The following is a 23,058-nucleotide window of genomic DNA, read 5'->3' as shown; positions in this document are numbered from 1 at the left end:
CTGGGATTGAACCAGTGACCCCTACCGTGTCAAGGTAGTGCTCTCCCGCTGAGCTAATCGCGCCTGGTGTGGCGGTCCTGCAGCAGACCCCGAAGGGCCCGACGTGCGCGATACTGGGATTGAACCAGTGACCCCTACCGTGTCAAGGTAGTGCTCTCCCGCTGAGCTAATCGCGCCTGGTGTGGCGGTCCTGCAGCAGACCCCGAAGGATCCGACGTGCGCGATACTGGGATTGAACCAGTGACCCCTACCGTGTCAAGGTAGTGCTCTCCCGCTGAGCTAATCGCGCGGGGAGGTCCCCCGGTCGAACCGGGTGATCCTCTTGGAGGTGGAGACGGGATTTGAACCCGTGTACACGGCTTTGCAGGCCGTTGCCTCGCCTCTCGGCCACTCCACCAGGCAACACTCGAAGAACGATCTTACACTGTTCTCCATCGAGCGGACGACGAGATTCGAACTCGCGACCCTCACCTTGGCAAGGTGATGCTCTACCAACTGAGCCACGTCCGCCTGTCTCCCGGGATCTTCACCGCTTTTCTTCGGCTGCGCTCCCTGGCGACGTGTTGAACTCTAGCGGATTCCCGGGCCAGCTAAAAATCCGTTCCCGCAGCGTGCCGAGGGGGTGGCCCCGGAGTGCCGTCCCGTCAGCGGTTCCGCGGGCCCACCGGGCCCCCACCAGCGGCGTCTTCGGATGATCATCCGCGGGCCGTCCCGCGCACACCCGCCCGACGCCCGGATACCGCCCGGCCACCGCTCTGGGACCGGTGCCCGCGCGCCCCCGCACGCCACCGCCGACCCCCCTTCGCGCCCCCGACCTACACTTCAGGCACCGCAGCCCAGCCCCACCCCGTGCAGGAGAACCGTGTCCGGCCACCCCGACCCCCTCAGCCCGCTCGCCCGCTTCGGCGGCCGCGTCGCCACCGGGCTGCGCGACGTCACCTCGGACCCGGCCGCACTCGACTCCGCCGGCTTCTGGGCCGTCGCCCACGACTTCGAGGGCCGGCTCACCTGCGCCCGCTTCGACGACGTCCGCCCCGCCCCGGCCGCCCCCTCCGGCGCCGGCTGGCTCGGACCGTCCCCCGACAGCTGGCGCAGCTCCCTGGACCACGCCGCCTACACCGCCGGGGTCCGGCGGATCCGCGAACACATCGCGGCCGGCGAGGTCTACCAGGCCAACCTCTGCCGCGTCCTCAGCGCACCGCTGCCCGATCCGGCCCGCGCCGACGTCGACGCCCTCACCGGTCTGCTCGCCCACGGCAACCCCGCGCCCTACGCCGGCACCATCCGCCTGCCCGAGCACGGCGTCGAGATCGCCACCGCCTCGCCCGAGCTCTACCTGCGCCGCGACGGCCGCACCGTCTCCTCCGGCCCGATCAAGGGCACCGGCCGCACCGAGGCCGACCTGCTGGAGAAGGACTACGCGGAGAACGTGATGATCGTCGACCTGGTCCGCAACGACCTCGGCCGGGTCTGCGAGACCGGGACGGTCACCGTGCCCGACCTCTGCGCCGTCGAGAAGCACCCCGGCCTGGTCCACCTCGTCTCCACTGTCCAGGGCACCCTGCGCGCCGGGGCCGGCTGGCCCGAGCTGCTGGACGCGACCTTCCCGCCCGGTTCGGTCACCGGCGCCCCCAAGTCCAGCGCCCTGCGGATCATCGACGCCCTGGAGACGGCCCCGCGCGGCCCCTACTGCGGCGCCATCGGCTGGGTCGACGCCGACCGCGGCGAGGGCGAACTCGCCGTCGGCATCCGCAGCTTCTGGATCGACCGGACGGCGCCCGGCGCACCCGTGCTGCGCTTCGGCACCGGTGCCGGCATCACCTGGGGCTCGGACCCCGAAGGCGAATGGGCGGAAACCGAACTGAAGGCCGCCCGCCTGGTCGCGATAGCGTCGGGCACCGAGACCGACTGACGGCCGGTACCGGCGCGCGGACGGCCCGGCCGGCCACCCGCACCACCGCCTCGCGGCCGGCCACCCGACGGCCCGGCCCCGGGCCGGGCCCCCGGCCACCCGCACCCTCCCACCGTCCGACCGCCCCGCCCCAACGCCCAGAGGAGCAGCCCTCGATGCAGCACCCGACCAAGAGCTGGGTCAACGGCACACTCGTCGACTCCGCCGACGCCGCGCTCTCCGTCCTCGACCACGGACTCACCACCGGCGACGGCGTCTTCGAGACCCTGAAGGCCGTCGACGGCCGGGCCTTCGCCGTCACCCGCCACCTCGACCGGCTCACCCGCTCCGCCCGCGGCCTCGGCCTGCCCGACCCCGACCACGACCTGGTCCGCGAGGCCTGCGCACAGGTCCTCGCCGCCAACCCCATGGCGCTCGGCCGACTGCGCCTCACCTACACCGGCGGCACCGCCCCGCTCGGCTCCGAGCGTGGCGACGGTGCCCCCACCCTGGTCGCCTCCATCGGCTCCGTGGCCCGCCGGCCCGACACCACCGCCGTCGCCACCGTCCCGTGGCGCCGCAACGAGCACAGCGCCGTCGCCGGCCTCAAGACCACCTCGTACGCCGAGAACGTGGTCGCTCTCGCCGCCGCGCACCGCGTCGGCGCCTCCGAGGCCCTGCTCGCCAACACCGCCGGACAGCTCTGCGAGGGCACCGGCTCCAACGTCTTCGTCGTCCTCGGCGGCCGCCTGCTCACCCCCACCCTCGCCTCCGGCTGCCTGGCCGGCATCACCCGCCGACTGGTCGTCGACTGGTGCGACGCGGAGGAGACCGACCTGCCACTGGACATGCTCCGGGAGGCCGACGAGATCTTCCTGACCTCCACCCTGCGCGACGTCCAGGCCGTCACCCGCGTCGACGACCGCGAACTGCCCGGCCCCGGCCCGGTCACCGCCAAGGCGATGGCCGTCTTCGCCGAGCGCAGCGGCGACGACCTGGACCCGTGACCCCTCCGGCCGGGAGCGCCGGTGGCCGAACCCCACCGGCGCACCGGCCGCACCGGTGCACCGGCGCGGTAGAACGCCCGCACGGAGGGGAAGGGACCTCGACATGACCACCACGCTGCGGCCCGAGGGCCCGGAGACACCCACCACCGCCGGCGGCCGCACCAGACGCTGGCAGATTCGCGCCAACGGCCGGCCGGTCGGCGCCCTGCGTACCACCAGCGTCCCGCGTGGCAGTCAACTCTGGGGAGAGATCGCCGAGTTGGAGGTCCACGAGGGGCGCGGCCGGGGCCGCGGGACGATCGGCGCGCTCGCCGCCGAGGAGGTGCTGCGCGGCTGGGGCTGCTCCCGCGTGGACGTGGACATCTCCGAATCGGCGCAGGCCGCCCGCGGTCTCGCCGCCACCCTCGGCTACACCGAGCGGATGCGGAACATGGCCAAGCGCCTCACCGCCCCGCCCGAGCTGCCCACCGGCGTGGCCGCGCGCCGGATCGGCCCGGAGGACTTCCCCGGCTGGCTCGCCGAGGCGAAGCAGGGCTACCTGCGGGACCTCTGCGCCTCGGGCCTGAGCGAGCAGCAGGCCCGCGCCAAGTCCGACGCCGACCACGTGCACCTGCTGCCGCAGGGCGCGGACACCCCCGGCGTCGCCCTGCGCCGGCTCTTCGGGGACGGGCCGGACCCGCTGGGCGCCCTCTGGCTGGCCCTGCGGGTCCGGGACCTGCCCGACGGCTCCCCGCTCGCCTGGGTGATGGTCGTCGAGGTGGCCGAGGCCCACCGCGGCCACGGCCACGGCCGCACCCTGATGCTGCTCGCCGAGCGCGAGTGCCTGGCCGCCGGGGTGCGCGACCTCGGCCTGAACGTCTTCACCGGCAACGAGGTCGCGATCCGGCTCTACGACTCGCTCGGCTACCGCATCACCAACCGGGTCTACGGCAAGCCGCTGATCTGAAACGCCTGCCGGCGCCGCGTCAGGACGCCTTCGCGGCCTCGATCAGCGCGGTGATCCGCTCCCGCAGCCCCTCCTGGCTCTGCCCGCCGTCCAGCCGCTGCCCGGCGATCACGTACGTCGGGGTGCCCGTGACCCCGATCGCCTTGCCCTCCGCCTGGTCGGCGTCCACGATCAGTGTGTGCCGGCCGTCGACCAGCGCGGTGTCGACCTCCTCGGCGTCCACGCCGACCTCGCGGGCCACCTCCAGCAGCACCGCCTCACCACGCGCCTCCAGGTCCTCGACCCGGGCAAGCAGCGCCTCGACGTACGGCCACCCGAGGCCCTGCGCGAACGCCTCCTCGGCGGCCTGCGCCGCGGCGTACGCGTGCTTGTGCTTCTCCAGCGGGAAGTGCCGCAGCTCGACCGGGAGCGCGTCGCCGTACTGGGCGCGCAGCGCCCGGACGTCGTCGAGTGCCGTGCGGCAGTCCGGGCACTGGAGCTCGCACCAGAACTCGACGCGGGGGAGGGAACCTTCGATCATGCCCCCAGTGTTCCACTAGTGGGCGCCGCCCCGTCCCGGTGGTGCGCCCGGCCGACGGCCGCAGCCACGGGAGGTCCGATGACCAGAGTGAGCACGAGCACCGGGCGCGGTACGCCGCGGCCCGCCGGGCCGTCCGGGGACCGGCCGTGCTGACGGCGGCGGTCGCCTTCGCGCTCACCGCGGCCGGAGTGGCCGTGGCCGGTCTGCGCGCGTACCGACGGCGGTACCGCTCCGCGGTCCTGTGGTTCGCCGCCGCGCTGCTCCCGGCGGGGCTCTACCTGTCCGGCCTGTTCCCGGTCGCGCGGACGATCGGCGACGAGCTGGCCGACTGGGCGACCGACCTGGTCTTCAGCCCCCGGATCTGGACGGGCCTCGCCCTGCTCGCGGTCTCGGCCGGGCTGCTGGTCACCACCCGCCTGGTGGGCCGGCGCCGGGCCGTGGGCGCGGCCGAGTCCGGCCCGGCCGCGGCGGGGGCGGCCCCGGTCAGGCCCGCCGTGGCCGGCTCGCGGACGGCAACGGCCGGCCCGACGAACGCCGGAGCCACCCCACCCGGGGCGACGGTCCCGAAGGCGGCGGCCCCGAAGAGGGGCAAGGGGGGCAAGCGGGACGACGGCCTCGGCGACGAGTTCGACGACATCGAGGAGATCCTCCGCCGCCGCGGTATCTGACCCGGGGCGGCCCGGAGGCGGACCCGCGGCGGACCGAGGACGGGGCGAAGGCGGGGCCGAGCGGAGAAGCGCCGGCCGCCTTTCAGGCGGAGGGCACGGCCTCCGCCGAACGCTGCCGCGCCCGGTAGGCGGCCACGTGCAGCCGGTTGCCGCAGGTCCGGCTGTCGCAGTAGCGCCGGGAGCGGTTGCGGGAGAGGTCCACGAAGACCCGCGCGCAGTCGGGCGCCTCGCACCGGCGCAGCCGGTCCCGCTCCCCGGCGGTCAGGATGAAGGCCAGCGCCATGCCCAGCTCCGCCGCGAGGTGGTCGTGCAGAGCGGCGTGCGGGGCGAAGTAGTGGATGTGCCACCCGTGGTGGTCGTGGTTGGTCAGGCGCGGCGTGGTGCCGGCGTCCGCGACCAGGGCGTTGATCAGCTCCGAGGCCTCCTCGGTGCCCTCGGTGACGAACACCTCCCGGAGCCGGGTGCGCAGCCGGTGCACGTTGCGCAGGTCGTCCTCGGTCAGCGAGTCGACCTCGCTGATCTCCTGGCGGACCACGAAGGCGTCGAGTGCGGCCACGTCGGGCAGCAGCTCGGTGCCGCACACCTCGGGTGCGGTGTTGAGCAGCTCGACGAGGATGCTCAGCGCGCACTCGGTGTCGTGGGTGATCAGCACGTGGGGGCTCCTCGCCCGGAGGGGGCCGTCGGCACCCCGCGTCTACGGTCAACCTCAGACCTTACCGGGCCCCGTCGCGCACGGCGGTCGCTTCGCTCGAAGGGTTGTACGGGTGTCCGGCGCCGGAAGGCCGCGACGCCCGGCGCCGGAAGGCCGCGACGCCCGGGAAGACGACGGCGCCCGGCAGCGAGGCCGGCCACCCGTGCGGGTGGCCGGCTCCGATGCCGGGCGCCTGCGGTGCTGGGGCCCGCTCCGGTGGGAGCGGGCCGTTCACCGGCCCCGAGACCGCGTCGTGCGCGGCTGAGTCTTGCTGCCGTGCCCCCGAGTAGGACGGCTGCGGTGACGGCAGGGGGTACGGCCCCGCCGACTGCGGGGTGCGACCACCTCCCGGACGGGGTCAGCTTTCGGCGAGGATGTGGGACAGCTCCCGGTCGAGGTCGAAGTGACGGTGTTCGGTGCCGGGCGGCACGGCGGCGTCCGTCCGCTTGAGGAAAGACTCAAGCGCGCGGGCCGGGGCCTCCAGCAGGGCTTCTCCTTCCGGAGAGCTCAGCGCGATGCAGACCACCCCTTGCCCGTGGCTGCGCGAGGGCCACACCCGGACGTCGCCGGTACCCGTGGGTCGGTGCAGCCCCTCCGCAAGGAGATCTCGGGCGAACACCCACTCCACGGTCTCGTCGGCGCCGGTGTGGAACGTCGCGTGCACGGCATAGGGGTCGGCGGTGTCGTAGCGCAGGCCCGCGGGGACGGGCAGTGAGGACTCGCTGGACACGATGAGGCGCAGGTGCAGCTCGCAGCTGACCGTGGTGTTCATAAGCGCCATGGCCTTTCGCTCAGTGTGCGCTCGGGGAATCGCACGTCGGCGAACGGACCATCCCACCTCCACGACCGATGTAAACCCCTCTGTCCGGATTCGGGGCCGAGTCGTACCCCTTACGGCGCATTGCGGATTCGGCACGGAGTGCCCGGCGCCGCATTACCGGGCCACTTCTCGGTTAGTTTCCTGGCATGACTGTGCGAAGCGACAAGGCGCGCGGGAACGCGGGCGGGAACACGAGAACGGGTGATGCGGTCGTGCCGGACGAGTCGGGGGCCAGGCCGGGCAGCGGGAACGGCGGCGAGGCCGCCGGTGAGGAACGGGCCGACGAGGGGACGGCGGACGGCGGGCGGGGGCTCGGCTCGCGGGCACCGCACTTCATCCGCCGCTCCCGGCCCCTGCACCTGAGCTGGCAGGTGGCGGTCTTCCTGGTCGGCCTGGCGGTGGTCGGGGCCGGCGTGGTCATGCTGCCGCTGCCGGGGCCCGGCTGGGTGGTCATCTTCCTGGGCATGGGCATCTGGGCCACCGAGTTCGTCTGGGCCCAGCTGGCCCTGCGCTGGACCCGCCGCAAGGTGGCCGAGGCGGCCCAGAAGGCGCTGGACCCGAAGGTGCGGCGCCGCAACATCATCCTCACCGTGATCGGCCTGGCGGTGATCGCCGGGATCGGTGCCTGGTACCTGTCGAGGTACGGGCTGGTCATGCCGTGGAAGATCGGCAACTGACCCGTCCGGCCGCAACCGGTGGCGGGCCGTCCGCGGGAGGGCGGCGGAGGGCGGGCCGGCGGGGGGCTGGTGCCCGGAGCGGGGGGCCGGATCGGGGGGTGTTCGGACCACCCCACCGGATGCGGTAATGTTTTCCCTGCACCCGGGCGATTAGCTCAGCGGGAGAGCACTTCGTTCACACCGAAGGGGTCACTGGTTCGATCCCAGTATCGCCCACCGGAATGCATTGTGATATGTGAGGCCCAGCCGATTGTCGGCTGGGCCTCACATGTATTTCCGCAATGTGCTGAACGGCCGTCCGGAAGTTCCCGGGAATCGACTGAGGAACAGTCACCTTCCGCGCGGGGTGCGAGTTCTGCGGGTGCGCCAGGCGGCGCCGACCGGTCCGAGTTGTACGACACCCCCCGAACGGTGCTACTGTTCTTCTCGTTGCCCGGGCGATTAGCTCAGCGGGAGAGCACTTCGTTCACACCGAAGGGGTCACTGGTTCGATCCCAGTATCGCCCACCGGACAGCACGCAGGCCCTGATCGGAAGACCGGTCAGGGCCTGTGGCGTTCCCGGGCCGACGGCTACGCCGCGACCTCGCAGCTGTGCTCCGGCGAGAGCCGCCGCCCGCAGCCGCACCGGGCCGGCCGCAGCGGCCAGGAGACGTCCACCCGCTCCGGAGTCCCCGAGCGGTCGAACCAGTTCTGCAGCCCCCGCGCCTGCGCCGCGTGCCAGATCGCCTGCCGCAGGTGCAGCTCCGCCACCGACAGCCCGCCCAGCGCCGCCGGGTAGCGCGAACCGATCGCCCGCACCAGCTCCAGCGAGGCCGTGGCGTCCGCCGCGGCGTCGTGCGCCCCGGCCAGCTCCACCCCGTAGTGCGCGCAGAGGTCCGTCAGGGTACGCCGGCCCTTCCGGTAGCGGTCCACGTGCTTGTCCAGCACCCGCGGGTCGAGTATCAGCAGCTCCTGCGGGCCCAGCGCCTCCGCCAACGACACCGCCCGGTGCCGGCGCAGCTCCCGGTCAAGCAGCGTCAGGTCGTACGGCGCGTTCATCACCACCACCGGCCGCCCGGCCCGGGCCTGCTCGGCCAGCGCACGGGCCAGCTCCGAAACCACCGTCCGGGCCGGGCGGCCGTCCGTGCGCACCCGCTCGTCGGAGATGCCGTGGATCGCGCGGGCGCCGTCCGGTATCGGCACGCCCGGATCGGCCAGCCAGGTCGCGGTCCGCGCGGGTGCGCCCGGGGTGAGCTGGACCACCAGGGCGGCGGAGACGATCCGGTCGGTCTCGACGTCCACGCCGGTGGTCTCGGTGTCGAAGGAGGCAAGTGGGCCGGTGTACCAGTGCTGCTGCATGACTGCCCCTCAGGTCCTGCTTTCCCCGAGGGTGATACCGCTCCTGACGTCCGCTCAACCGTTTGGGTCGGGACCGGCCGGGAACCCTGCGGTCAGGTGTCCTGTTCGAATCCGGGCGGGCCCGGGGGCCGGGGGAGGCAACGGGGCGATGGTGCTGACACAGCCGCAGCCCGAGGAGGCGGCGGAGGTCCTGCGGGGCAACCTGGCGGTGACGGCCTGCATGGAGACCCTGCAGGTCGGCTACCTGCACGCGGTCGCGGCCGCGGCCGGCTGCTCGCTCTCCCAGCCGTTCCCGGACAACGGCATCGACTGGCAGGTCAGCCACGGCTCCCGGGCGCACGAGGTGGACGACGAGGTCACCGTCAAGATCCAGCTCAAGGCCACCCAGCAGATCGCCCCCCGGCCGCGCGGCGCCCGCTTCAGCTTCACCCTGGACAACGACCACCTGCGCAAGCTGGCCAGGGAGCGGGTCGCGGTGCCGCGGATCCTGGTCGTGATGCTGCTGCCCAGCCGGGTCGACCACTGGCTGGAGGCCCGGCCCGACGCACTGGAGCTGCGGCACTGCTGCTACTGGGTCAACCTGGCCGGCCACCCGGTCACCGGGCAGCGCCGGACCAACGTCCGGGTGCCCACCGCGCAGGTCTTCGACGACCGCGCACTGTGCGACATCATGGCGCGGGTCGGCGCGGGCGGCAGCCCGTGACGGCGCCGCCCCCGGCGGGAGGAACAGGACCATGACGCTGCCATCAGGACCTCACGACGGCACCCGGCCCCTGCCCGACCCGGCCGCCGTCGACCCGGCGGTGCTCGCCACCCTCCTCGCCCGGCACGGCTGGATCCGCCGCGGCGGCCCGACCGCCCGCTACGGGCGGTGGACGCCCCCGGACGACGCCGGATCCGGCACCAGCCTGCTCGTCCCGGCCGACGACGGCTTCGACGACGCGGTCGAACTGCTCGCCGACGCCGTCACCGCCCTGTCGCACTCGCGCAGCCCCTCCGCCCGCGCCATCCTGCTCGCCCTCACCGTCCCCGGCGACGAGCTGCAGTGGCGGCGCGAGCTTCCCGGCCCGGCCGGCACCGCGCCCTGGGAGGACGCCGAGCGGCTCCGCCGCTCCGCCCGGGGGATGCTCGCGGCCGGCGCCAAGGCCGGCCGGACCAGGGCCGCCTACTTCGGCGCCCGGCTGGACGCCTGGGCCGGCGACTTCCTGGAGCGCGTCCTGGTGGTCGAGCGCGGCCCGGCCGCCCAGAGCGGCGCCGGGCTCACCGCCCACACCCCGGCCCCCGAGGGCCGGGCGGCGGTCACCACCCTGGTCCGCGCCCTGGAGGCGCTGCGCGACGCGGTGGACTACCGGCGGGTCAGCGGCGGACCGGAGGCCTTCGAGAACGCCGTCCAGGCCGGGGTCAGCCGCGAGCTGGTGGAGTCCGTCGCCGAGCTGGTGCGCGGTGCGACGGCGGCGCAGCTCTCGGTCGCCTGGTCCGCCGCCGTCGGCACCCCCGGCGGCTTCGGCGACCGGCGGATCGTGCTGGAGTTCTCCCCGGGGGACCTCCCGGCGCTGGCGGAGGCCGCGGCGCTGCTGGAGCGGATCGAGCCGGCCGTCGCCGTCACCGTGGTCGGTGTGGTGGTCCGGCTCAAGCGCGCCGATCCCGCCGGGCCCGGCACCGTGCGGCTGCGGGTGCTCGGCGGCGCCGAGGTCAGCGAGGTGAAGGTGCGGCTCGCCGACCCGGCCTACCGGCTGGCCGCCGAGGCCCACCTGGCCGGCACGCCGGTGCGGGTCAGCGGCAGGCTGGAGCGGCGCGGGGGCTTTCGCCGGCTCACGCACCCCCGCGGCCTGGAGCCGTGCGGCGTGGAGGACGGGGAGCACGAGCGGCTGCTGAAGAGCCTTGGCGAGGGGCCCGAGCCGATCTAGGCCCTGTCCGGGGCGTGAGGCCGAAGGACCTGGGCGTGAGGCCGAACGGATCTAGGTGACGGCGGGGCCACCGGTCTCGGTACCATCGGTCAGACGCAGCGCTGTGCTGCGTCCTCTGAATCCAGCACGTCAGGAGAGACCGGTGACGGACGTCCGGGTAATCATCAACCGCGAACCCGATCGGGAAGAGCGCGTGGTGACCACGGGCACGACGGCCGCCGAGCTCTTCGCCGACGACCGCTCGATCATCGCCGCCCGCGTCGGTGGCCAGCTCAAGGACCTCGCGTACGTCGTTCAGGACGGCGAAGAGGTCGAGCCGGTCGCGATCGGCAGCAAGGACGGCCTGGACATCCTGCGCCACTCCACCGCGCACGTCATGGCGCAGGCCGTGCAGCAGCTCTTCCCGGAGGCCAAGCTCGGCATCGGCCCGCCGGTCAAGGACGGCTTCTACTACGACTTCGACGTCGAGAAGCCGTTCCACCCCGATGACCTCAAGGCCATCGAGAAGAAGATGCAGGAGATCATCAAGCGCGGGCAGAAGTTCTCCCGCCGCGTGGTCACCGACGAGTCCGCCCGCGAGGAGCTGGCCGCCGAGCCGTTCAAGCTGGAGCTGATCGGCCTCAAGGGCTCCGCCGCCACCGCCGGCGAGGGCGCGGACGTCGAGGTCGGCGCCGGCGAGCTGACCATCTACGACAACCTGGACGCCAAGAGCGGCGAGCAGTGCTGGGGCGACCTCTGCCGTGGCCCGCACCTGCCCTCCACCCGGCACATCCCGGCGTTCAAGCTGATGCGCAACGCGGCCGCCTACTGGCGCGGCAGCGAGAAGAACCCCATGCTGCAGCGCATCTACGGCACCGCCTGGCCGAGCAAGGACGAGCTCAAGGCGCACCTCGACTTCCTCGTCGAGGCCGAGAAGCGCGACCACCGCAAGCTCGGCAACGAGCTCGACCTCTTCTCCATCCCGGAGGAGATCGGCTCCGGCCTCGCCGTCTTCCACCCCAAGGGCGGCATCATCCGCCGCGCCATGGAGGACTACTCGCGCCGCCGGCACGAGGAGGAGGGCTACGAGTTCGTCTACACCCCGCACGCCACCAAGGGGAAGCTCTTCGAGAAGAGCGGCCACCTGGACTGGTACGCGGACGGTATGTACCCGCCCATGCAGCTCGACGAGGGCGTGGACTACTACCTGAAGCCCATGAACTGCCCGATGCACAACCTGATCTTCGACGCGCGGGGCCGCTCGTACCGTGAACTGCCGCTGCGCTTCTTCGAGTTCGGGACGGTGTACCGCTACGAGAAGTCCGGCGTGGTGCACGGCCTGACCCGGGCCCGCGGCTTCACCCAGGACGACGCGCACATCTACTGCACCCGCGAGCAGATGGCGGACGAGCTCGACTCGACGCTGACCTTCGTGCTCAACCTGCTGCGCGACTACGGTCTGACCGACTTCTACCTGGAGCTCTCCACCAAGGATCCGGTCAAGTACGTCGGCAGCGACGACACCTGGGAGGAGGCCACCGCGGTCCTCGCCGCCGTGGCCGAGAAGCAGGGCCTGCCGCTGGTCCCGGACCCGGGCGGCGCGGCCTTCTACGGTCCCAAGATCTCGGTGCAGGCGAAGGACGCCATCGGCCGTACCTGGCAGATGAGCACCATCCAGCTCGACTTCAACCTGCCCGAGCGGTTCGACCTGGAGTACACCGCGGCGGACGGCTCGCGCCAGCGGCCGGTCATGATCCACCGCGCGCTGTTCGGCTCGATCGAGCGGTTCTTCGCGGTGCTGCTGGAGCACTACGCCGGCGCCATGCCGCCGTGGCTGGCCCCGGTCACCGTGACCGGCATCCCGATCACCGACGAGCACGTGCCGTACCTGCTGGAGGTCGCGGCCGAGCTGAAGAAGCGCGGGATCCGGGTCGAGGTGGACACCTCGGACGACCGGATGCAGAAGAAGATCCGCAACGCCCAGAAGTCGAAGACCCCGTTCATGCTGATCGCGGGCAACGACGACGTCGAGGCGGGCGCGGTCTCCTTCCGCTACCGCAACGGCGAGCAGAAGAACGGCGTGCCGGTGGCCGACGCGATCGCCGAGATCGTCGACGCCGTGGAGCGCCGCATCCAGGTGTGACGCGTTAGCACGGTGTGTGGTGTGGGGCAGGCTCCGCAGGGAGTCTGCCCCACTCTGCTTTGCAAGCACCGTCGGGCGAATATGCTGATCAGCATGACGACTGAGCCGGAACTGCAGCGGGGCGTCGGCGAGCCGGACGGCTTCCGCCGCCTCTGGACCCCCCATCGGATGGCGTACATCCAGGGCGAGAACAAGCCCACCGGCCCGGCTCCGGACGACGGTTGCCCGTTCTGCTCGATCCCGTCGCTGAGCGACGAGGACGGGCTGGTCGTCGCGCGGGGGAGCGCCGTGTTCGCGGTGCTCAACCTGTACCCGTACAACGGCGGGCACCTGATGGTCGTCCCGTACCGGCACGTCGCCGACTACACCGAGCTGGACGAGGCGGAGACCGCCGAGCTGGCCGATTTCACCAAGAAGGCGATGACGGCGCTGCGGGCGGCCTCGGGGGCGCACGGGTTCAACATCGGGATGAACCAGGGCGCGGCGGCCGGTGCCGGGATCGCGGCGCACCTGCACCAGCACGTGGTGCCGCGCTGGGGCGGGGACACCAACTTCATGCCGGTGGTCGGGCACACCAAGGTGCTGCCGCAGCTGCTGGCGGACACCCGCAAGATGCTGGCCGAGGCCTGGCCGCAGGACTGAGTGCCGGGCGAGCCGAAGGGCCCGCCACCGAGAGCGATCTCGGTGGCGGGCCCTTCGGCTTACCCGGGGCCGGGCTCAGCCGGCGTCGTACTGGTCGACCCGGTACGGCCGGGTGCCCTGCGTCTCGGACTTGATGATCGAGGCGCGGCCCTTGAAGAAGCGCTCCGCGTCGACGTCGTGCTCCGCCAGGAACTCCAGCGTGGCCGCGAGGACGGCCTGGGTCACCGGGTGGGAGACGTTCAGCGCGTTGTCCGCCATGGAGCGGGTGTTCCAGGGCGGCGCGGCCCAGGCGTGGCGCAGGCCGAACGGCTCGGGCAGGCCGAGGCCGCCGCCGAGCCAGCCGAGCAGGCCGGGTGCGCGGTAGAAGGGCGCGCGGACGGCCTGGCGCACCACCTCGTCGTTGTCGATGAGGGGGAGCTTGACGGTCTGCTCCTCCCAGAACTTCACCGTCTTCGCGACCGTCTTCTCCTTGTCCTTGGGCTTGTCGAAGAAGAGGCCGTTGACCGGTCCGAGGGCGAAGGCGGCCACGGCGACGTTCAGCGTGTTGGCCAGCAGGGTCACGGTGACGGTGAAGGTCAGGACCAGCTTGCCGTCGTGCGTGATGAACTGGGTGGCGAGGTAGTGCCGGGGGCCGCCGGGGAAGGTCTGCTTGTCGGCGATGGCCTGGACGGCGAAGTCGCGCATCCGGTCGCCGTCCATGTTGGCGTCGCCTGCGGGCGGGCGGCTGATCTCGTCGGCGCCCTCGCCGACCTCGAAGACGACCCACTGCTTGACGGCCACGTTCGGGATGCCGCTGTTGGCGACCTCGCTGATGCCGAGCGACTTGAGCCGGCCCGCGATCCGGCGGACGAGGTCCCAGGGGTGGAAGGCGCGGAAGTCGCCGTGGCCCTCGGCGGGGAGCAGCACGTCCGCCATCTTCCACTCGCCCCAGCGCTTTCCGGCGCCGAGGATGCCCTTGGTGCCGGCGTAGTGCTGGACGTTGGTCTCCTGCTCGGACTCCAGCCGGCCGAGTTTGGCCCGCAGGTCGGCGGCCTTCTTGTCCAGGTCGTCGCGGGGGACGGCCTTGGGGACGGTGGCGGCGACGGCGTTGCCCTCGACGAGGTCCTGCCAGCGGGCGCGCAGGTCGAGGGCGGAGCTGAGGACGATCCGCTTGGCCAGGTACCAGCCGACGACCGGGGCGAGCATCACCAGGCGGAGGTAGATGCCGAGCGGGCCGCCGGAGGGGGGCTTGATCGCGAGGAGCAGGGCGACGGCGATCGCGGCGGCCAGGACGAGGCCGCCGTAGAACGCGGCGTTCTTGGGGTTGTCGCGCTTGAGCCAGGCGCGGAGCTGGAAGGCGCCGAGCCAGAGCAGGGTGCCGGGGAGGAAGAGCACGCCGGTGACGACCGTGACGGTGGTGAGCCGGCGGTCGCGGGCGGCGCGGAGGTCCTCGGCGGCGAGGCAGTGTTCGACGATCTGGCGGGTGTCGATGCCGAAGGAGGGCACCAGCGGTTTGCGGTCGCCGCCGAGCGCGCGGGAGATCACGGCGCGGCTGAACGCCTCGCCGAGGTTGGGGCGGAAGAGGGCGAAGCGGCCCTTCTTGGCGGTGGCGGCGGTGACGGCGGCGGCGAAGTCGTGGACTTCGCTGTCGCGGTAGGCGGTCGAGGAGAGCGCCTGGGTGACGGCGGTCTGCGGGCCGGCGTCGGTCCGGGGTATCTGCGCACCCGGGGTCATGTCGAGTGTGGTCACGGTGGCGTCCCCTCCTCCCCTTGTCAGCGGCAGGTTACCGTGCCCCGGCACCGCTGCGCGGATGATCGTCTGAAGTACCGTCACGATCGGGCCACCCGGGGCCTGTGGGGCATGATGCCCAGCTTCGGGGGCCGTGACGCACCTGGTGGCGGGTGTGGGGGCGCAATGGTGCACGATGGGCGCAATGGGGTCGTGCCGAGGAGTCGGAGCGAGGGAGTCGCAGTGAAGGATCCGGTGCTGGTCTTCGACGGGGACTGTGCGTTCTGCTCGACCTGCGTGGTGTGGGCGGAGCGGTATCCGCGGCAGACGCTGGCCTCGGCGGGCTGGGAGGCGGTGCCGTTCCAGTTCGCGGACCTGGCGGGGCTGGACGCGCTGGCGGGGGGCCGCGGCGAGGTGTCGTGGGAGCGGGCCGAGCAGGAGGTGCTCTGGGTGACGCCGGCCGGCCGGGTGTACGGCGGGGCGCAGGCGGTGGCGCGGCTGCTGATGCGCTCGGGCGGTGCCTGGGCGTACCTGGGCGGGGTGCTGGCGCTGCCGCCGGTGCGTCCGGTGGCGGGCGTCGTGTACCGGTGGGTGGCCAGGAACCGGCACCGGATGCCGGGCGGGACGCCGGCCTGCGCGCTGCGGCCGCCGACGGGCCCGGCTCAGTTCTAGGCCCGTCCCAGGTCCGTCCTAGGACCGGTCCTTGCCCTCGGTGTGGCGGGTGGCGAGGGCGGCCGGCATGGGTTCGTGGCGCAGGTAGGCGCGGGAGAACTCGGCGGTGCCGTGGGTGAGTGAGCGCAGGTCGACGGGGTAGCGGACGAGTTCGAGTTCGGGGACTTCGGCGCGCAGCAGGGTGAGGTTCGGACCGCCGGTCTCGGTGCCGAGGACGCGGCCGCGGCGGGCGGAGAGGTCGGTCAGGACGGCGCCGAGGTAGTCGTCGGGCAGCAGCACGCTGACCGCGGCGACGGGTTCGAGGAGCCGGATGACGGCGTGCTCGGCGGCGTCGCGCAGGGCGAGGGCGGCGGCGGTCTGGAACGAGGAGTCGGAGGAGTCGACCGAGTGCGCCTTGCCGTCGGTGAGGGTGACGCGGACGTCGACGAGCGGGTAGCCGGTGGAGACGCCCTTGGCGAGCTGGGCGCGCACGCCCTTCTCGACGGAGGGGATGAAGTGCTTGGGGACGGCGCCGCCGACGACGTGCTCGTCGAATTCGAAGCCGGCGCCGGCGGGGAGGGGTTCGACCTCCAGGTCGCAGATGGCGTACTGGCCGTGCCCGCCGGACTGTTTGACCAGGCGGCCGTGGCCGGCGGCGGCGGTGCCGAAGGTCTCGCGGAGGGCGACCCGGGGTTCGACGGTGTCGACGTGGACGCCGTGGCGGCTGCGGAGCCGGTCGAGGACGACGTCGGCGTGGGCCTCGCCGGTGCACCAGAGGACGAGCTGGTGGGTGTCGGGGTTCTGTTCGAGGCGCAGCGCCGGGTCCTCGGCGGCGAGCCGGGCGAGGGCCTGGGAGAGCTTGTCGTCGTCGGCCTTGCTGTGGGCCTCGATGGCGATCGGCAGGAGGGGCTCGGGCAGGGTCCAGGTGTCGAGTTTGACCGGGTGGCCGGGTTCGTGGGCGGTGTCGCCGGCGCGGGCGCTGGTGAGTTTGGCGGCGCAGACGAGGTCGCCGGCGACGGCGTGCGGGACGCTGCGCTGGAGCTTGCCGAAGGGGCTGGTGAGGCCGGTGACGCGTTCGTCGCCGTCCTGGTCCCCGGGGTGGTCGGGGCCGGTGAGGTGGATGCGGGTGTCGGGGCGCAGCGTGCCGGCGTAGATCCGCAGCAGGCTGATCCGGCCGACGTAGGCGTCGCCGGTGACGCGGACGACCTGGGCGGCGAGGGGTGCGTCGGGGTCGCACTCGGGGGCGGGGCGGGTGCGCTGGGTGGGGTTCGGGAAGGCGGTGGTGATGAGGTCGAGGAGTTCGGCGGCGCCCAGGCCGGCGTCGGTGGTGGGGACGGCGGGGTGGAGGGTGCAGGCGAGGACCTCGCGGCGCATGCCGTCTTCCAGCGAGTCGGTGTCGAGGGTGTCGCCGGCGAGGTAGCGCTCCATGAGGGTGTCGTCCTGGCCGGAGATGGCCTCGACGAGGCTGTCGCGGGCGGGGGCGGTGTCGGGGAGCGGTTCGGTCTGCCCGTAGGTGTGGCCGGTGAGCAGGTCGATGCTGCCGTCGGGGTGGCCGTCGTGCTGCACGGGGAGGAAGAGCGGGCGCAGGGTGTCGGGGCCGAGGCCGAAGGCGTCGTGGCAGGTGGTGAGGATGTCGTCGAAGCTGCTGCGGGCGATGTCGAGCTTGGCGACGGCGATGGCGCGGGGGATGCCTTCGGCGGCGCACTCGCGCCAGAGCGCGCGGGTGGGGGCGGTGACCGGGTCGGTGGCGGAGACCACGAAGACGGCGGCGTCGGCGGCGTGCAGGGCGGCGCGCAGGTCGGCGGAGAAGTCGGGGTGGCCGGGTGGGTCGAGCAGGTTGACCTTGATGCCGTTCCATTCGAGCGGGAGCAGCGAGAGCTGGACGGAGCGCTGCTGCTGGTGCTCGATCTCCTCGTGGTCGGAGACGGTGGTGCCGTCGGAGACGCGGCCGGTGCGGCCGATGGCGCCGGCGGCGAGGGCGAGGGACTCGGCGAGGGTGGTCTTTCCCGCGCCGCTGCAGCCGATGAGGACGACGTTGCGCAGGTGGGCAGGGTCGGTGACGGTGGGCGCCGCCTGGCCGGCTCGTGCGGTGCTGCGGTCGGGCATCGGGGTCTCCTCCCGTCGCGCCGAGGCTGTCGTGAAAAGTCTAGGGGCCGGGGTGTCCCGTACGCGCGGGCGGTGACGCTGGGTGCGCGGGCGCGTGCCGGGCGTGCGGGCGGCGGGGGTGCGGGGGCGGTGGGGCGGTGCGGTGCGCAGGAGCGTGTCGTCGGCGTGGCTACGATGGGTGCGCCGGATGGGCTGATCCGTTCGGCCGTCTGCCGCGTACGCTGCCGCAGGCGGGTACCAGGGAGATCGGAGCGGTCGGGAAGGCCATGCTCAACAAATACGCGCGTGCCTTCTTCACACGTGTCCTGACCCCGTTCGCCGCGTTCCTGATCCGGCTGGGTGTGAGCCCGGACGCCGTGACGCTGATCGGTACGGCCGGTTCGGTGGCCGGCGCGCTGGTGTTCTTCCCGCGCGGGGAGTTCTTCTGGGGCACCATCACGATCACGCTGTTCATCTTCTCGGACCTGGTGGACGGGAACATGGCGCGGCAGTTGGGCCGGTCCACGAAGTGGGGCGCGTTCCTGGACTCCACCCTCGACCGGGTGGCGGACGCGGCGATCTTCGGCGGTCTGGCCATGTGGTACGCGGGCAAGGGTGACAACAACCTGCTCTGCGCGGTGGCGATCTTCTGCCTGGCGAGCGGCCTGGTGGTGTCGTACACCAAGGCGCGGGCGGAGAGCCAGGGCCTGCCGTGCGACGTGTCGGGGCTGGTGGAGCGGGCCGAACGGCTGGTGATCAGCCTGGTGGCGGCCGGTGTGGCGGGTCTGCACCAGTTCGGGGTGCCGTACGTGGAGTGGCTGCTGCCGGTGGCGCTGTGGCTGGTGGCCGCGGGCAGCCTGGTGACGGTGTTCCAGCGGATGCTGACGGTGCGCCGGGAGGCGTTCGAGGCCGATCGCGTGGCGGCCGGGAGCTGAAGGGGCGGGCCTGCGGTGAAGGACCGATTGGTGTACTCGGCGTACGCGCTGGGCTGGGCGGTGCTGAGGCACCTGCCGGAGGCGGCCGCGCGGGGCCTGTTCGACGCGATCGCCGACTTCGCGTGGCGCAAGCGCGGCAAGCGGGTGCTGCAGCTGGAGTCCAATCTGCGGCGGGTGCGCCCGGCGGCGGACGAGGCCGCGCTGCGGGAGCTGTCGCGGGCCGGGATGCGCTCGTACATGCGGTACTGGATGGAGTCCTTCCGGCTGCCGGTGTGGAGCCGGCAGCGGGTGGCCCGGGACGTCCGGGTGGAGGGCTTCGAGGAGCTGCGGGCGGCCATGGAGTCGGGGCGGGGCGCGGTGATAACGCTTCCGCACATGGGGAACTGGGACCTCGCGGGCGCCTGGGTGGCGCTGGAGGGGTACCCGTTCACGACGGTCGCGGAGCGGCTGAAGCCGGAGGAGCTGTTCGACCGGTTCGTGGCGTTCCGGGAGAGCCTGGGCATGGAGGTGCTGGCGCTCACGGGCGGCGGCGTCAGCGTGGTCGGCACCCTGGCGCGGCGGCTGCGGGAGGGCCGGCTGGTCTGCCTGGTCGGTGACCGGGACCTCTCCGAGGCCGGGGTCGAGGTGTCGTTCTTCGGTGAGGCGACCAGGATGCCGGCCGGTCCGGCGGCGCTCTGCCAGCGGACCGGGGCGGCGCTGCTGCCGGTGACGCTCTGGTACGACGGCCCGGTGATGAGGGCGCGGATCCACCCCGAGGTGCCGGTGCCGGCGGAGGGGGACCGCACCGAGAAGACGCGGACGATGGTGCAGGCGATGGCGGAGGTCTGGGAGGCCGGGATCCGCGAGCACCCCGAGGACTGGCACATGCTGCAGCGGTTCTGGCTCGCCGACCTGCCGGCCCGTGCGACGGTGGAGGCACCGGCCGTGCCCCCGGCCGTCCGTCCGGCCGCGGAGGCGGCGGGCGGGCCCGCCGTGGAGCCCGCCGCCGAGGCGTCCGGCTCCTGACCCCCGCCTGAAACCCGCCCCCGACCTGTCCGAGAGGAACACGAGGAACCCGTGAAGATCGGCATCGTCTGCCCGTACGACTGGGACGTCCCCGGCGGGGTGCAGTTCCACATCCGGGACCTCGCCGAGCACCTGATCGGCCTGGGCCACGAGGTGTCGGTGCTGGCGCCCGCCGAGGACGACGAGGCGCTGCCGCCGTACGTGGTCTCGGCCGGGCGGGCGGTGGCGGTGCCGTACAACGGCTCGGTGGCGCGGCTGAGCTTCGGCATCCTGTCGGCGGCGCGGGTGCGGCGATGGCTGAACGACGGGCGGTTCGACATCCTGCACGTGCACGAGCCGGCCTCGCCGAGCCTGTCGATGCTGGCGGCGTGGTCGGCGTCGGGGCCGATGGTCGGCACCTTCCACACGTCCAACCCGCGGTCGCGGGCGATGATCGCGGCCTCGCCGATCCTGCAGCCCGGCCTGGAGAAGATGCGCGCGCGGATCGCGGTGAGCGAGTACGCGCGGCGGACCCTGGTGGAGCACCTGGGCGGGGACGCGGTGGTGATCCCCAACGGCGTGGACGTGGGCTTCTTCGCGGAGGCGGAGCCGGACGCGCGCTGGACCGGCGGCGCGGCCGCCGGCGAGCCCGGCACGATCGGCTTCATCGGGCGGATCAACGAGCCGCGCAAGGGCCTGCCGACGCTGCTGGCGGCGCTGCCGAGGATCCTGGCGGAGCGCCCGGGCGTGCGCCTGCTGGTGGCCGGCAAGGGCGACGAGGAGGAGGCGGTCGCCGGGCTGGCGCCGGAGGTGCGCCGGCAGGTGGAGTTCCTCGGCATGGTCAGCGACCGGGACAAGGCGCGGCTGCTGCGCAGCGTCGATCTCTACGTGGCGCCGAACACCGGCGGGGAGAGCTTCGGGATCATCCTGGTCGAGGCGATGTCGGCGGGCGCGCCGGTGCTGGCGAGCGACCTCGACGCGTTCAAGCAGGTGCTGGACGGCGGGGACGCCGGGGAGCTGTTCCCGGTGGAGGACGCGGACGCCCTGGCCCGGTCGGCGCTGCGGCTGCTGGGGGATCCGGGGCGGCTGGAGGAGCTGCGCAAGGCGGCGTCCCGGCACGTGCGGCGGTTCGACTGGTCGACGGTCGGCGCGGACATCCTGGCGGTCTACGAGACGGTGACGGCGGGTGCGGCGGCGGTGGTCGAGGAGGACCAGCGGGGCAGCCGGCGCGGCCGGTTCGGGCTGGCCCGGGATTGATCGCGGGCCCGCGGCGGTTAGGGTCTCCCGGACCGATTCCCGAGTGCTGGAGGCTTCGATGCCGCAGATCTCCGTCGACTACTCGCCCGAGCTGGCCGGCTCGTTCGACCGCCGTGAGCTGGGCCTGGCGATCAACCGGCTCGCGGTGAAGACGATCAACGCGAGCCCCGAGGCCTGCAAGACCGTCTTCCGCGAGGTGCAGGACTTCGTGGTGGGCGAGAGCGCCGGCCCGGACTCCCAGGTGTACGTGGAGTTCCAGATCTTCCCCGGCCGCACCGCGGAGGCGAAGGCGGCGCTCACCGAGGCGGTCATGGCGCTGCTGGCGGAGCGGGTCGTTCCCGCGCCCGGCACCCGGCTGTTCACCGCGGTGAACGTCCAGGACATCGACCGGGACAGCTACCGCAGCGCGACCCTCGGCGGCTGACCGGCGGGCACCCGGTAGCGTAGCGCCCCGTGACTACCTGGATCTGGGCCGGCGTGGCCGTGGTGCTGTTCGGCATGTACCTGAGTTGGACGGCCGGCCGGCTGGACCGGTTGCACGCCCGGATCGACGCTGCCCGTGCGGCGCTGGACGCGCAGCTGGTCCGCCGGGCGTCGGTGGCGATGGAGCTGGCGACGTCCTCGCTGCTCGACCCGGCGGCCTCGCTGCTGCTGCTGGACGCGGCGCACGCGGCCCGTCAGGCCGAGGACGACCAGCGCGAGGTGGCGGAGAGCCAGCTGAGCATGGCGCTGCGGGCGGTCTTCGCCGAGCCGGAGCAGGTGGCCGTGCTGACGGCCGAGCCGGGCGGCGAGGAGGCGGTGCGGGACCTCACGGCCGCGGTGCGGCGGGTGCCGATGGCGCGCCGGTTCCACAACGACGCGGTGCGCGCGGCCCGGGCGGTGCGCGAGCACCGGCTGGTGCGGTACTTCCGGCTGGCGGGGCGGGCGCCGTTCCCGCTGGCGTTCGAGATGGACGACGCCCCGCCGCCGGCGCTCACGCCCGAGGGCGCCCCGGCCTGAGGTGGGCTTCCGGACACGCCGGGGACGTGTTTCGGCGAGAGTCGGGAACGTGTTGCGGCGGGAGTCGGGAAAGTGCGTCCGGATCCGGCCTGTTTGTCGTATCCCGTCGGTCAGGCTGGACTCGGTGGCGCATGGATCGGCCGTTTCTTCCGCCTACCATAGGGCGATAGCACTGGTTCATCTTCGAGTGAGGTCTCACGTGTCCACCACCCCCACCACCGCAGACCAGCCGCAGATCGGCACCGCCCGGGTGAAGCGCGGCATGGCCGAGCAGCTCAAGGGCGGTGTGATCATGGACGTGGTCAACGCCGAGCAGGCGAAGATCGCCGAGGACGCCGGCGCTGTGGCCGTCATGGCCCTGGAGCGGGTTCCGGCCGACATCCGCAAGGATGGCGGCGTCGCGCGCATGTCGGACCCGAACATGATCGAGGAGATCATCGCCGCGGTCTCGATCCCGGTCATGGCCAAGTCCCGGATCGGCCACTTCGTCGAGGCCCAGGTCCTGCAGTCGCTGGGTGTCGACTACATCGACGAGTCCGAGGTGCTGACCCCGGCCGACGAGGTCAACCACTCCGACAAGTGGGCGTTCACCACCCCCTTCGTCTGCGGCGCCACCAACCTGGGCGAGGCCCTGCGCCGCATCGCCGAGGGCGCGGCCATGATCCGCTCCAAGGGTGAGGCCGGCACCGGCAACGTCGTCGAGGCCGTCCGCCACCTGCGCCAGATCAAGAACGAGATCGGCCACCTGCGCGCGCTGGACCACAACGAGCTGTACGCCGCCGCCAAGGAGCTGCGCGCCCCGTACGAGCTGGTCAAGGAGGTCGCCGAGCTCGGCAAGCTGCCGGTCGTGCTGTTCTCCGCCGGTGGCGTGGCCACCCCGGCCGACGCCGCGCTGATGCGCCAGCTGGGTGCCGAGGGCGTCTTCGTCGGCTCCGGCATCTTCAAGTCGGGCGACCCGGCCAAGCGTGCCGCCGCGATCGTGAAGGCCACCACCTTCTTCGACGACCCGAAGATCATCGCGGACGCCTCCCGCAACCTGGGCGAGGCCATGGTCGGCATCAACTGCGACACCCTGCCGGAGACCGAGCGCTACGCCAACCGCGGCTGGTAGTCCCGGCCCGCGTCCGGCGTCGGCCCGCCGCAGCGCCTCGGCGCTCGGCGGGCCGCGCCGCGTACGCCCCCGGGCGGCGGTGCGCCGCCCGCGGCAACG

22 protein-coding genes and 6 tRNA genes are annotated in these 23,058 nt (G+C 73.0%); 18 read left to right on the top strand and 10 right to left on the bottom strand.

The window, feature by feature from the left end; all coding sequences use genetic code 11:
* Window positions 1-104: 104 nt before the first annotated feature.
* The 4 genes from ACIPSC_RS02275 to ACIPSC_RS02260 all read right to left on the bottom strand — a co-directional run bounded on the left by ACIPSC_RS02275 (window position 105) and on the right by ACIPSC_RS02260 (window position 510).
* Window positions 105-176: transfer RNA gene (locus tag ACIPSC_RS02275), tRNA-Val, on the bottom strand.
* Window positions 177-217: 41 nt separating this feature from the next.
* Window positions 218-289 (bottom strand) — tRNA-Val (locus tag ACIPSC_RS02270).
* A gap of 34 nt (window positions 290-323) precedes the next feature.
* Window positions 324-397: transfer RNA gene (locus ACIPSC_RS02265), tRNA-Cys, on the bottom strand.
* A gap of 40 nt (window positions 398-437) precedes the next feature.
* Window positions 438-510 (bottom strand) — tRNA-Gly (locus ACIPSC_RS02260).
* Between the two features lie 352 nt (window positions 511-862).
* On the opposite strand from ACIPSC_RS02260, the gene ACIPSC_RS02255 reads away from it, so the two are divergent.
* The 3 genes from ACIPSC_RS02255 (at window position 863) to ACIPSC_RS02245 (ending at window position 3,844) form a co-directional block, all read left to right on the top strand.
* Entirely contained in the window at window positions 863-1,912 is a 1,050-nt protein-coding gene (locus ACIPSC_RS02255) for a chorismate-binding protein (RefSeq protein WP_400822315.1), read from the top strand.
* Window positions 1,913-2,067: 155 nt separating this feature from the next.
* Window positions 2,068-2,898 (top strand): aminotransferase class IV, encoded by an 831-nt coding sequence (locus ACIPSC_RS02250; protein WP_400822314.1) that lies wholly within the window; start codon window positions 2,068-2,070, stop codon window positions 2,896-2,898.
* Window positions 2,899-3,001: 103 nt separating this feature from the next.
* On the top strand, window positions 3,002-3,844 hold the full coding sequence (locus ACIPSC_RS02245) for a GNAT family N-acetyltransferase (protein ID WP_400822312.1): 843 nt from the start codon (window positions 3,002-3,004) through the stop codon (window positions 3,842-3,844).
* Window positions 3,845-3,863: 19 nt separating this feature from the next.
* Here the strand turns inward: ACIPSC_RS02245 and ACIPSC_RS02240 are convergent, their stop codons facing one another.
* Window positions 3,864-4,364 (bottom strand): DsbA family protein, encoded by a 501-nt coding sequence (locus tag ACIPSC_RS02240; RefSeq protein WP_400822310.1) that lies wholly within the window; start codon window positions 4,362-4,364, stop codon window positions 3,864-3,866.
* 146 nt (window positions 4,365-4,510) lie between these two features.
* On the opposite strand from ACIPSC_RS02240, the gene ACIPSC_RS02235 reads away from it, so the two are divergent.
* Window positions 4,511-5,032, top strand: a complete 522-nt coding sequence (locus ACIPSC_RS02235; protein ID WP_400822308.1) for a hypothetical protein — start codon at window positions 4,511-4,513, stop codon at window positions 5,030-5,032.
* 82 nt (window positions 5,033-5,114) lie between these two features.
* Here ACIPSC_RS02235 and ACIPSC_RS02230 read toward each other — a convergent pair whose 3' ends face one another.
* Together ACIPSC_RS02230 and ACIPSC_RS02225 are read right to left on the bottom strand one after the other, a co-directional pair.
* On the bottom strand, window positions 5,115-5,684 hold the full coding sequence (locus tag ACIPSC_RS02230; RefSeq protein WP_400822307.1) for a CGNR zinc finger domain-containing protein: 570 nt from the start codon (window positions 5,682-5,684) through the stop codon (window positions 5,115-5,117).
* A 397-nt stretch (window positions 5,685-6,081) separates the two neighbouring features.
* Complete coding sequence (locus tag ACIPSC_RS02225; protein WP_030056266.1) at window positions 6,082-6,495, bottom strand: SsgA family sporulation/cell division regulator; 414 nt, start codon at window positions 6,493-6,495, stop codon at window positions 6,082-6,084.
* A gap of 194 nt (window positions 6,496-6,689) precedes the next feature.
* Between ACIPSC_RS02225 and ACIPSC_RS02220 the strand changes: the two genes are divergently transcribed.
* The 3 genes from ACIPSC_RS02220 to ACIPSC_RS02210 all read left to right on the top strand — a co-directional run bounded on the left by ACIPSC_RS02220 (window position 6,690) and on the right by ACIPSC_RS02210 (window position 7,727).
* Window positions 6,690-7,220: a TIGR02611 family protein gene (locus ACIPSC_RS02220; protein WP_400822305.1), complete on the top strand. Its 531-nt coding sequence runs from the start codon at window positions 6,690-6,692 to the stop codon at window positions 7,218-7,220.
* Between the two features lie 144 nt (window positions 7,221-7,364).
* A tRNA-Val gene (locus tag ACIPSC_RS02215) sits at window positions 7,365-7,436 on the top strand.
* Between the two features lie 219 nt (window positions 7,437-7,655).
* Window positions 7,656-7,727, top strand: a tRNA-Val gene (locus ACIPSC_RS02210).
* Window positions 7,728-7,791: 64 nt separating this feature from the next.
* Here the strand turns inward: ACIPSC_RS02210 and ACIPSC_RS02205 are convergent.
* Window positions 7,792-8,559, bottom strand: a complete 768-nt coding sequence (locus ACIPSC_RS02205; RefSeq protein WP_400822303.1) for an exonuclease domain-containing protein — start codon at window positions 8,557-8,559, stop codon at window positions 7,792-7,794.
* Window positions 8,560-8,707: 148 nt separating this feature from the next.
* On the opposite strand from ACIPSC_RS02205, the gene ACIPSC_RS02200 reads away from it, so the two are divergent.
* The 4 genes from ACIPSC_RS02200 to ACIPSC_RS02185 all read left to right on the top strand — a co-directional run bounded on the left by ACIPSC_RS02200 (window position 8,708) and on the right by ACIPSC_RS02185 (window position 13,230).
* Window positions 8,708-9,262: a DUF4365 domain-containing protein gene (locus ACIPSC_RS02200; RefSeq protein ID WP_400822302.1), complete on the top strand. Its 555-nt coding sequence runs from the start codon at window positions 8,708-8,710 to the stop codon at window positions 9,260-9,262.
* A 31-nt stretch (window positions 9,263-9,293) separates the two neighbouring features.
* On the top strand, window positions 9,294-10,466 hold the full coding sequence (locus ACIPSC_RS02195; protein WP_400822300.1) for a hypothetical protein: 1,173 nt from the start codon (window positions 9,294-9,296) through the stop codon (window positions 10,464-10,466).
* 142 nt (window positions 10,467-10,608) lie between these two features.
* Window positions 10,609-12,588 (top strand): threonine--tRNA ligase, encoded by a 1,980-nt coding sequence (thrS, locus tag ACIPSC_RS02190; RefSeq protein WP_400822299.1) that lies wholly within the window; start codon window positions 10,609-10,611, stop codon window positions 12,586-12,588.
* Window positions 12,589-12,669: 81 nt separating this feature from the next.
* The gene (locus ACIPSC_RS02185) at window positions 12,670-13,230 is read left to right on the top strand and encodes an HIT family protein (protein ID WP_395296930.1); all 561 of its coding nucleotides are present in this window, start codon (window positions 12,670-12,672) and stop codon (window positions 13,228-13,230) included.
* Window positions 13,231-13,305: 75 nt separating this feature from the next.
* Here the strand turns inward: ACIPSC_RS02185 and ACIPSC_RS02180 are convergent, their stop codons facing one another.
* Window positions 13,306-14,958, bottom strand: coding sequence for a hypothetical protein (locus ACIPSC_RS02180; RefSeq protein ID WP_400822297.1), 1,653 nt, complete (start codon window positions 14,956-14,958; stop codon window positions 13,306-13,308).
* A 222-nt stretch (window positions 14,959-15,180) separates the two neighbouring features.
* On the opposite strand from ACIPSC_RS02180, the gene ACIPSC_RS02175 reads away from it, so the two are divergent.
* On the top strand, window positions 15,181-15,609 hold the full coding sequence (locus ACIPSC_RS02175; protein WP_400822295.1) for a thiol-disulfide oxidoreductase DCC family protein: 429 nt from the start codon (window positions 15,181-15,183) through the stop codon (window positions 15,607-15,609).
* An 18-nt stretch (window positions 15,610-15,627) separates the two neighbouring features.
* Here ACIPSC_RS02175 and ACIPSC_RS02170 read toward each other — a convergent pair whose 3' ends face one another.
* Window positions 15,628-17,694, bottom strand: coding sequence for an elongation factor G-like protein EF-G2 (locus tag ACIPSC_RS02170; RefSeq protein WP_400822293.1), 2,067 nt, complete (start codon window positions 17,692-17,694; stop codon window positions 15,628-15,630).
* Window positions 17,695-17,960: 266 nt separating this feature from the next.
* Here ACIPSC_RS02170 and pgsA point away from each other — a divergent pair, with 266 nt between their 5' ends.
* The 6 genes from pgsA to pdxS all read left to right on the top strand — a co-directional run bounded on the left by pgsA (window position 17,961) and on the right by pdxS (window position 22,959).
* Window positions 17,961-18,608: a phosphatidylinositol phosphate synthase gene (pgsA, locus tag ACIPSC_RS02165; protein WP_238861564.1), complete on the top strand. Its 648-nt coding sequence runs from the start codon at window positions 17,961-17,963 to the stop codon at window positions 18,606-18,608.
* Between the two features lie 15 nt (window positions 18,609-18,623).
* The gene (locus tag ACIPSC_RS02160) at window positions 18,624-19,613 is read left to right on the top strand and encodes a phosphatidylinositol mannoside acyltransferase (protein WP_400822292.1); all 990 of its coding nucleotides are present in this window, start codon (window positions 18,624-18,626) and stop codon (window positions 19,611-19,613) included.
* 51 nt (window positions 19,614-19,664) lie between these two features.
* A complete protein-coding gene (locus tag ACIPSC_RS02155) occupies window positions 19,665-20,849 on the top strand; it encodes a glycosyltransferase family 4 protein (RefSeq protein ID WP_400822291.1) in 1,185 nt (394 codons plus the stop codon).
* Window positions 20,850-20,907: 58 nt separating this feature from the next.
* Complete coding sequence (locus ACIPSC_RS02150; protein WP_395296937.1) at window positions 20,908-21,273, top strand: 5-carboxymethyl-2-hydroxymuconate Delta-isomerase; 366 nt, start codon at window positions 20,908-20,910, stop codon at window positions 21,271-21,273.
* A 29-nt stretch (window positions 21,274-21,302) separates the two neighbouring features.
* On the top strand, window positions 21,303-21,848 hold the full coding sequence (locus ACIPSC_RS02145; RefSeq protein WP_380234149.1) for a hypothetical protein: 546 nt from the start codon (window positions 21,303-21,305) through the stop codon (window positions 21,846-21,848).
* A gap of 199 nt (window positions 21,849-22,047) precedes the next feature.
* Window positions 22,048-22,959, top strand: coding sequence for a pyridoxal 5'-phosphate synthase lyase subunit PdxS (gene pdxS / locus ACIPSC_RS02140; protein WP_031072591.1), 912 nt, complete (start codon window positions 22,048-22,050; stop codon window positions 22,957-22,959).
* The last annotated feature ends 99 nt before the right edge of the window (window positions 22,960-23,058 follow it).

This window comes from Kitasatospora sp. NPDC090091 (assembly GCF_044747365.1).
Lineage (GTDB): Bacteria > Actinomycetota > Actinomycetes > Streptomycetales > Streptomycetaceae > Kitasatospora.
This window is presented reverse-complemented; position numbering and strand designations above follow the sequence as displayed.

Excerpts from the sequence above, each read along its gene's own strand:
- ACIPSC_RS02250 (WP_400822314.1), top strand. The coding sequence starts at position 2,068 with ATGCAGCACCCGACCAAGAGCTGGGTCAACGGCACACTCGTCGACTCC.
- ACIPSC_RS02245 (WP_400822312.1), top strand. The coding sequence starts at position 3,002 with ATGACCACCACGCTGCGGCCCGAGGGCCCGGAGACACCCACCACCGCC.
- ACIPSC_RS02240 (WP_400822310.1), bottom strand. The coding sequence starts at position 4,364 with ATGATCGAAGGTTCCCTCCCCCGCGTCGAGTTCTGGTGCGAGCTCCAG.
- ACIPSC_RS02225 (WP_030056266.1), bottom strand. The coding sequence starts at position 6,495 with ATGAACACCACGGTCAGCTGCGAGCTGCACCTGCGCCTCATCGTGTCC.
- ACIPSC_RS02220 (WP_400822305.1), top strand. The coding sequence starts at position 6,690 with ATGACTGTGCGAAGCGACAAGGCGCGCGGGAACGCGGGCGGGAACACG.
- ACIPSC_RS02205 (WP_400822303.1), bottom strand. The coding sequence starts at position 8,559 with ATGCAGCAGCACTGGTACACCGGCCCACTTGCCTCCTTCGACACCGAG.
- ACIPSC_RS02200 (WP_400822302.1), top strand. The coding sequence starts at position 8,708 with ATGGTGCTGACACAGCCGCAGCCCGAGGAGGCGGCGGAGGTCCTGCGG.
- ACIPSC_RS02195 (WP_400822300.1), top strand. The coding sequence starts at position 9,294 with ATGACGCTGCCATCAGGACCTCACGACGGCACCCGGCCCCTGCCCGAC.
- ACIPSC_RS02185 (WP_395296930.1), top strand. The coding sequence starts at position 12,670 with ATGCTGATCAGCATGACGACTGAGCCGGAACTGCAGCGGGGCGTCGGC.
- ACIPSC_RS02170 (WP_400822293.1), bottom strand. The coding sequence starts at position 17,694 with ATGCCCGACCGCAGCACCGCACGAGCCGGCCAGGCGGCGCCCACCGTC.
- pgsA (WP_238861564.1), top strand. The coding sequence starts at position 17,961 with ATGCTCAACAAATACGCGCGTGCCTTCTTCACACGTGTCCTGACCCCG.
- ACIPSC_RS02150 (WP_395296937.1), top strand. The coding sequence starts at position 20,908 with ATGCCGCAGATCTCCGTCGACTACTCGCCCGAGCTGGCCGGCTCGTTC.